Annotated in this window: 7 protein-coding genes; 4 read left to right on the forward strand and 3 right to left on the reverse strand. The window is 61.2% G+C overall.

Annotation, left to right across the window (positions count from 1 at the left end):
- The 3 genes from EN939_RS17455 to EN939_RS17465 form a co-directional block, all read right to left on the reverse strand.
- Positions 1-1,016, reverse strand: a 1,016-nt coding sequence (locus EN939_RS17455; RefSeq protein WP_127269016.1) for a GNAT family N-acetyltransferase, incomplete at its 3' end; no start/stop codon positions are given.
- 50 nt (positions 1,017-1,066) lie between these two features.
- Complete coding sequence (locus EN939_RS17460; RefSeq protein ID WP_127269017.1) at positions 1,067-1,795, reverse strand: glycerophosphodiester phosphodiesterase; 729 nt, start codon at positions 1,793-1,795, stop codon at positions 1,067-1,069.
- A gap of 14 nt (positions 1,796-1,809) precedes the next feature.
- Positions 1,810-2,274, reverse strand: a complete 465-nt coding sequence (locus EN939_RS17465) for a RidA family protein (RefSeq protein ID WP_127269018.1) — start codon at positions 2,272-2,274, stop codon at positions 1,810-1,812.
- Between the two features lie 138 nt (positions 2,275-2,412).
- Here EN939_RS17465 and EN939_RS17470 point away from each other — a divergent pair, with 138 nt between their 5' ends.
- The 4 genes from EN939_RS17470 to rpsB all read left to right on the forward strand — a co-directional run bounded on the left by EN939_RS17470 (position 2,413) and on the right by rpsB (position 5,983).
- The gene (locus tag EN939_RS17470; protein ID WP_127269019.1) at positions 2,413-3,240 is read left to right on the forward strand and encodes a cell envelope integrity EipB family protein; all 828 of its coding nucleotides are present in this window, start codon (positions 2,413-2,415) and stop codon (positions 3,238-3,240) included.
- Positions 3,241-3,354: 114 nt separating this feature from the next.
- A complete protein-coding gene (locus EN939_RS17475) occupies positions 3,355-4,653 on the forward strand; it encodes a hypothetical protein (protein ID WP_127269020.1) in 1,299 nt (432 codons plus the stop codon).
- A gap of 59 nt (positions 4,654-4,712) precedes the next feature.
- Positions 4,713-4,991, forward strand: a complete 279-nt coding sequence (locus tag EN939_RS17480) for a DUF4031 domain-containing protein (protein WP_027036667.1) — start codon at positions 4,713-4,715, stop codon at positions 4,989-4,991.
- 203 nt (positions 4,992-5,194) lie between these two features.
- Entirely contained in the window at positions 5,195-5,983 is a 789-nt protein-coding gene (rpsB, locus tag EN939_RS17485; RefSeq protein ID WP_127269021.1) for a 30S ribosomal protein S2, read from the forward strand.
- Positions 5,984-6,080: the final 97 nt, after the last annotated feature.

Raw genomic sequence — 6,080 nt, forward strand, 5'->3', positions numbered from 1 at the left:
ACCTTCAGCTTGCGTTCGATGGCGAAGTCGATCGCCTGGTGATAGCAGACCTCGAAATGCAGGAAAGGATGGTCCTCGATGCAGCCCCAGTTGCGGCCATAGAGTGCGTCCGAACCGATGAAATTGATGGCGCCGGCGATATAGCGGCCATTGCGCCTGGCCATCACCAGCAGGATGTCGTCGGCCATGCGTTCGCCGATCAGCGAGAAGAATTGACGGTTGAGATAGGGCCGGCCCCATTTGCGGCTGCCGGTGTCCATGTAGAAGGCGAAGAAATCGTCCCAGGCCTTCTCCGTGAGGTCCTTGCCGGTCAGCCGATCGATCGAAATGCCTGGGGCAAGCGCTTCACGCCTTTCCTTCTTCATCGCCTTTCGCTTGCGCGAGGCAAGGGTGGCGAGGAAGTCGTCATAGGTCGAAAAACCTTCGTTGAAGAAATGGAATTGCTGGTCGGTGCGGTGCAGGAAGCCTGCCGCTTCCAGCACTTCCACATCGCTCTCTTGCGCGAAGGTGACATGCGCGGAAGAGACGCCGAGTTTTTGCGTCACCGCCTTCAGGCCCGCCGCGAGACCGGCCTTCACTTTGGCGCTGTCCTCGCCTTTGCTGACCAGCAGGCGAGGGCCGGTGACCGGGGAGAACGGCACGGCACTTTGCAGTTTGGGATAGTAACGGCCGCCGGCGCGCTCGAAGGCATCCGACCAGCCATGATCGAACACATATTCGCCCTGGCTGTGCGATTTGAGATAACAGGGCACCGCGCCCAGCAATCTGCCTTGCCCGTCCTCCAGCCTGAGGTGATGGCCCTGCCAGCCGGTGCGCCGCACGGCGCATCCAGAATCTTCGAGTGCGCTTAGAAAAGCGAAGGAAACCAAAGGATTGTAACTGGTTTCTGAATCTCCGCGCGCGGTTCCGGCAAAGCCGTTCCATTCATCACAGGTGAAGGCGCCAATGCCGGCGGCGACGCGGATCGAATAGTCAGCATTGGCCGTTTGTCCGTCACCCTCGTCGCCCTGATCCATGAGGCTTATTTAAGCTCCGTCCGGCCTGGTACAAGTCACGTTTCAGACACTCAGGCGACTTTGACCAGATCGGGCTCGAACCCCTCGAACGTCATCTGGTCGGCATATCTGAAGGTCAGGTCGACCGCCGGCTGGTCGTGCACCGTCCAGGTGATAACAGGCATTTTCAGCCTTTCGCGCACGAAGCTGACGAATGGGTTCGGCAGGTCGCCGGCCGCGTAGGAGGTGAAGGCGATGTCGTGCGCCAGCATGGCGAAATGCGCCTCGATCAGCCCGACGTCCTTGCCGTAGGCGGTGAGACCCCCGGGGATACCCGGCGCGTCTTTCGGAAAATCGCGGACCAGCCAGTGGTCGAACGACATGATCGCCGCCTTGCCCTTGTAGCGCTTGAGCATCTTGCCGACGCTTGCCACCAGGCCTTCGTCATAGCCGGGCGTGCCTTTCAACTCGACCACCAATGGCACGCGGCCGTCGACCAGGTGGAGCATTTCCTGCAGCGTCGGCACATGGTCCGCCGTGCCACCGACCCTGAGCGCCGCGAGTTCTGCTGCGGTGCGCTGCCAGACGAAACCATCCTGGCCGGTCAGGCGCTTGAGATCTCCGTCATGGATGATGACAGGAACGCGGTCGGACGACAGGTGGACGTCGCATTCGATGGCATAGCCGCGTTCGGCGGCCGCAGCGAAGGCTGACAGCGTGTTTTCCCAGCGCGTCTTGTTCATGTCGTGGAAGCCGCGATGGGCGACGGGCCGGGCGGTCAGCCAGGATAGGTCGGTCATATCTGTCCCCTGGCTCATTCGATTTCGAAGACGGCTTCGATTTCCACTGCGGCATTAAGCGGCAGGCAGGCGGTGCCGACGGCGGAGCGCGCATGCTTGCCACGCTCGCCAAGGGCCGCCACCAGGAAATCGGAGGCGCCGTTGGCAACCAGATGCTGCTCGGCGAACTCAGGTGTCGAGGCGACGAAAACGGTGATCTTCACCAGACGGCTAATCTTCTCGAGGTCGCCGAGTGCTGCCTTGGCCTGCGCCAGAATGTTGATCGCGCAGTATTTTGCCGCATCCTTGCCACCTGCGGTATCGAGATCGCGACCTAACAGCCCGCTCGCCTGCAGCTTGCCGTCCTTGAGCGGCAATTGTCCGGCGGTGAACAGCAGATTGCCGGTCCGGCAATAGGGCACGTAGTTGGCGGCGGGCGCGGCGGCGACGGGAAGCGTCACACCCAGATCGCTTAGCCGCTTTTCGATTGTTTCACTCATGGTATTTCCCTATTGCTTGGTGACGCCGCGCCGGCCGGGCCGAAATTGCTATTTTTGCCTCGCTTCCGCCACGACTTTTTTTAAGCTGGACCATCTTTCCCTGCGGCCTGCCATCAGTCGCGACGATCGGAGTACCTCATGCGCGCAACGCGCCTCGCATTCCATGCCGTCCTGTTGTCGGGGGTCTTCTCGATAGGCCCTGCCTTCGCAGCGCCGGCGTTGCAAGCCCACCGCGCCGTCTACGATCTTACCTTGAAAAAAGCGTCCGATCAGTCCGGCATCACAGGCATATCCGGCCGCATGGTCTATGAGTTCAATGGCTCGGCCTGCGAAGGCTATACGGTGAAATTCCGCTTCGTCACCCAGATCGTCACCGCCGACAACACCAGGCTGACCGACCAGCAGACGACCACTTTCGAGGACGCCGAAGGCAAGACATTTTCGTTCGTGACAAAATCCTTCGTCGACCAGAATCTCGACAAGGAGGTCAAGGGCATCGCCACCAAAGAGACCAAGGGCCTGAAGGTCGACATCGACAAGCCTGAAAAGAACAGCGTCGAGCTGGCGACAACCCAATTCCCGACCCAGCATCTGGTCGAGCTGATCGGCAAGGCCGAAAAGGGCGAGAATTTTTACGAAACCAACCTGTTCGACGGTTCCGAAGACGCCAACAAGGTGATGACCACCACCGTCGTGGTCGGCAAGAAAACCGATGCCGACAAGGCCGACCCGGAAGCTTCGGCACTGGCAAAGCTCGCTACCGACAAATACTGGCCGGTCGACATCGCCTATTTCGACGACACCAACAAGACGGGCGAAGAGGTGCCGGAATACCGTATCAGCTTCAAGCTGCATGAGAACGGCATCACCCGCGATCTCGTCATGGACTATGGCGACTTCTCGATGACCGGCAAGCTGGTCAACCTGTCGCTGTTCGACCAGACGAAACCCTGTCCCGCCAAATAGTGCCGGTCTAGGCAGTTGATTTACCACGACACGGCGTGGTCGTAACGATCGACTTGAACGTGCCGCAATCGTCTCTCAACCTCTCCCCGGCGTCCAGGCGCGAGGGGGATCAGCTTGAGCAGGATCGATACATTCGTGGCGCCGCGGCCCAACCCGGCACTGATCAGGGCCATGACATCCGTCAACCGGATCGTCATGCTCCGCGGCATTCCCGGATTTCGGGATATCTTGCCGTTCAATCGCCTGGCCGGTCTGCGCGGCGTCTCAAATGTCCGCCATATCGACTTTCCCCACGCCGACCTTGAGCGGCTGAAGGCCAGTTGCGGGGCAGGGAAGGCGACCTTCATCACGCCCAATCATCCCGAGTTCTTCACCGACTGGATGATCGATAAGGAAATCGTGTCGCAGGTCAGCCCGCTCACGGCCTCATGGGCAACCAATGGTGTCGTCAACGGCCTTGGCCGGCTGATGCAGAAGTTCTGGCTGGCCAACAACCTCATCGCTCAGATTCCCGGCAATAGCGGGGCAGCCAAGGAACACTCCATCGCCTGGGCCTTGAAAGGCCATGGCGTGCTGCTGCATCCCGAAGGCGGCGTCGGCTGGCATGCCAATGTCGTTGCGCCTTTGCTGCCGGGTGCCATCGAGATGGGGCTGGAGGCCCTCAAGCGCGGCCGGGCCACGGATTCCGATTTCAAGGTCTGGATCGCGCCAGTCGTGTGGAAGCTCGCCTTCACCGGGAATGTCGAAGCGGCGCTGGCGAAGGAATGCGCTTATGTCGAGAAAAGCCTGAAAATAGAACGCCTTGCGACCGACACGCTGCCGCAGCGCATCCACCATGTCTATTCGGCGCTGCTGGCCCGCGATGAAGCAGCATCGGGCATGCCATCCGACGAAGGCGCAACCTATGCCGAGCGCCAGCAGGCGTTGGTTGCTGAACTCGGCCGCCGACTCGGCGAAAGCATCTCATTCGACGCTGCCATAACCGACACCGCAGAGCTTCTGCGGCGTGCGCGTCGCTGGCAACGCGAAAACACCGACGATACGGAACGGCAAAGCCAGGTCCGCGCGCTCGCCGATAGGGTTCAGAGGCTGCAGCGCATCGGACCCTGGGCCTGCGCCAATCCGCGCATCACCCAAGAGCAGATCGCCGAACATCTGAAGCGGATCCGCAACGACTATTGTCGAGGCGGGCTGCGCGACACGATAAACCGGTTCATTCCGCAGCCGGCCGGGCCGCGTTGCGCCCACATCCGGGTGCCGGAGGCACTGGGCTTGCATGAGCATGCGGGCTCGATCGACGATGCGGTTGCCGAACTGCACCGTCGCATGCAGGATACGGTCACCAACATTGTGGCCGAGCTTGCGGCCAATGGCGGCTTCATTTTCTATCCGAATCCATTCTATCGTCCCTGACATCCTGACGGGCCACGTGGCCCGCTGTGGTGGAGGATGGAAGGCAAACAGCAAGCTTCATGGCGGTCTATGTCGACGCAGCGATCTGGAACTGGGCCGGCCATCGCTGGTGCCATCTGTTGGCCGACGACACCGACGAGTTGCATCGCTTTGCCGCCCGGCTCGGCGTCAAGCGCTCATCCTACCAGGGGCCGCCCAAGACATCGGCGCCGCATTATGACATAACCGGCTTCGAGCGCGACCGTGCGGTGCGGCTCGGCGCCATCGAATGCAGCCGCGAGGAGATCGTCGCGGTCTTCCGGCGAGTGCGAGTGCCGAACGGGAAGATAAAGCGCTGACGGCAGGGCGCGGATCGTCGCACGCCGCATCACAGATCCCGCGGCGCTTGCGTTTATCGCGCATCCCCTCTATATGCGCGCTCATTCCACACACGGACTTTGGTGTCTGCCCGGGAGAAATCCGGCTGAAACCTCCGGTGGCGTTCGAGGACAAAGTCCAAAAATGCCTGTGTCCGTGGAGGCTAACCGGAAAGGAACTTTGAATGGCACTGCCTGATTTCAGCATGCGCCAGCTTTTGGAAGCTGGCATTCACTTCGGCCACCAGACCCACCGCTGGAACCCGAAGATGGCACCCTACATCTATGGCGCCCGCAACAACATCCACATCATCGACCTGTCGCAGACGGTGCCTTTGCTGCATCAGGCGCTTAAGCAGGTTTCCGACACCGTCGCCAAGGGTGGCCGCGTGCTGTTCGTCGGCACCAAGCGCCAGGCGTCCGAGATCGTCGCCGATGCTGCACAGCGTTCGGCTCAGTATTATGTCAACTCGCGTTGGCTCGGCGGCATGCTGACCAACTGGAAGACGATCTCGAATTCGATCCAGCGCCTGCGCAAGCTCGACGAGATGCTGGCCGGCGAGGCGCAAGGGTTGACCAAGAAGGAACGCCTGAACCTCGACCGCGAGCGCGAGAAGCTCGACAAGGCGCTGGGCGGCATCAAGGACATGGGCTCGACGCCCGACCTGATGTTCGTCATCGACACCAACAAGGAAGCGATCGCCATCCTCGAGGCCAAGCGCCTCGGCATCCCGGTCGTCGCCATCATCGATTCGAACTGCGATCCGGACAAGATCGACTTCCCGATCCCCGGCAATGACGACGCGGCCCGCGCCATCCAGCTCTATTGCGATCTGATCGCCAAGGCTGCGATCGACGGCATCGCCCGCCAGCAGGGCGCGCTCGGCGTCGACATCGGCGCTTCGGTCGAAGCTCCGGTCGAACCCGCGCTCGACCCGGCTCCGGCCCCGGCGTCGGAAGCTCCCGAAGCTTGATAATCGAAGGCCGGTTGCGGCCTTCATCTTTCTCATATTCTGGCACGCTAAACAGACGCACCATCGAATACCGATGGTGCGTCGGTGCATTTAAAAC

Source organism: Mesorhizobium sp. M7A.F.Ca.CA.002.05.1.1, from assembly GCF_003998335.1.
Taxonomy (GTDB): Bacteria; Pseudomonadota; Alphaproteobacteria; order Rhizobiales; family Rhizobiaceae; genus Mesorhizobium.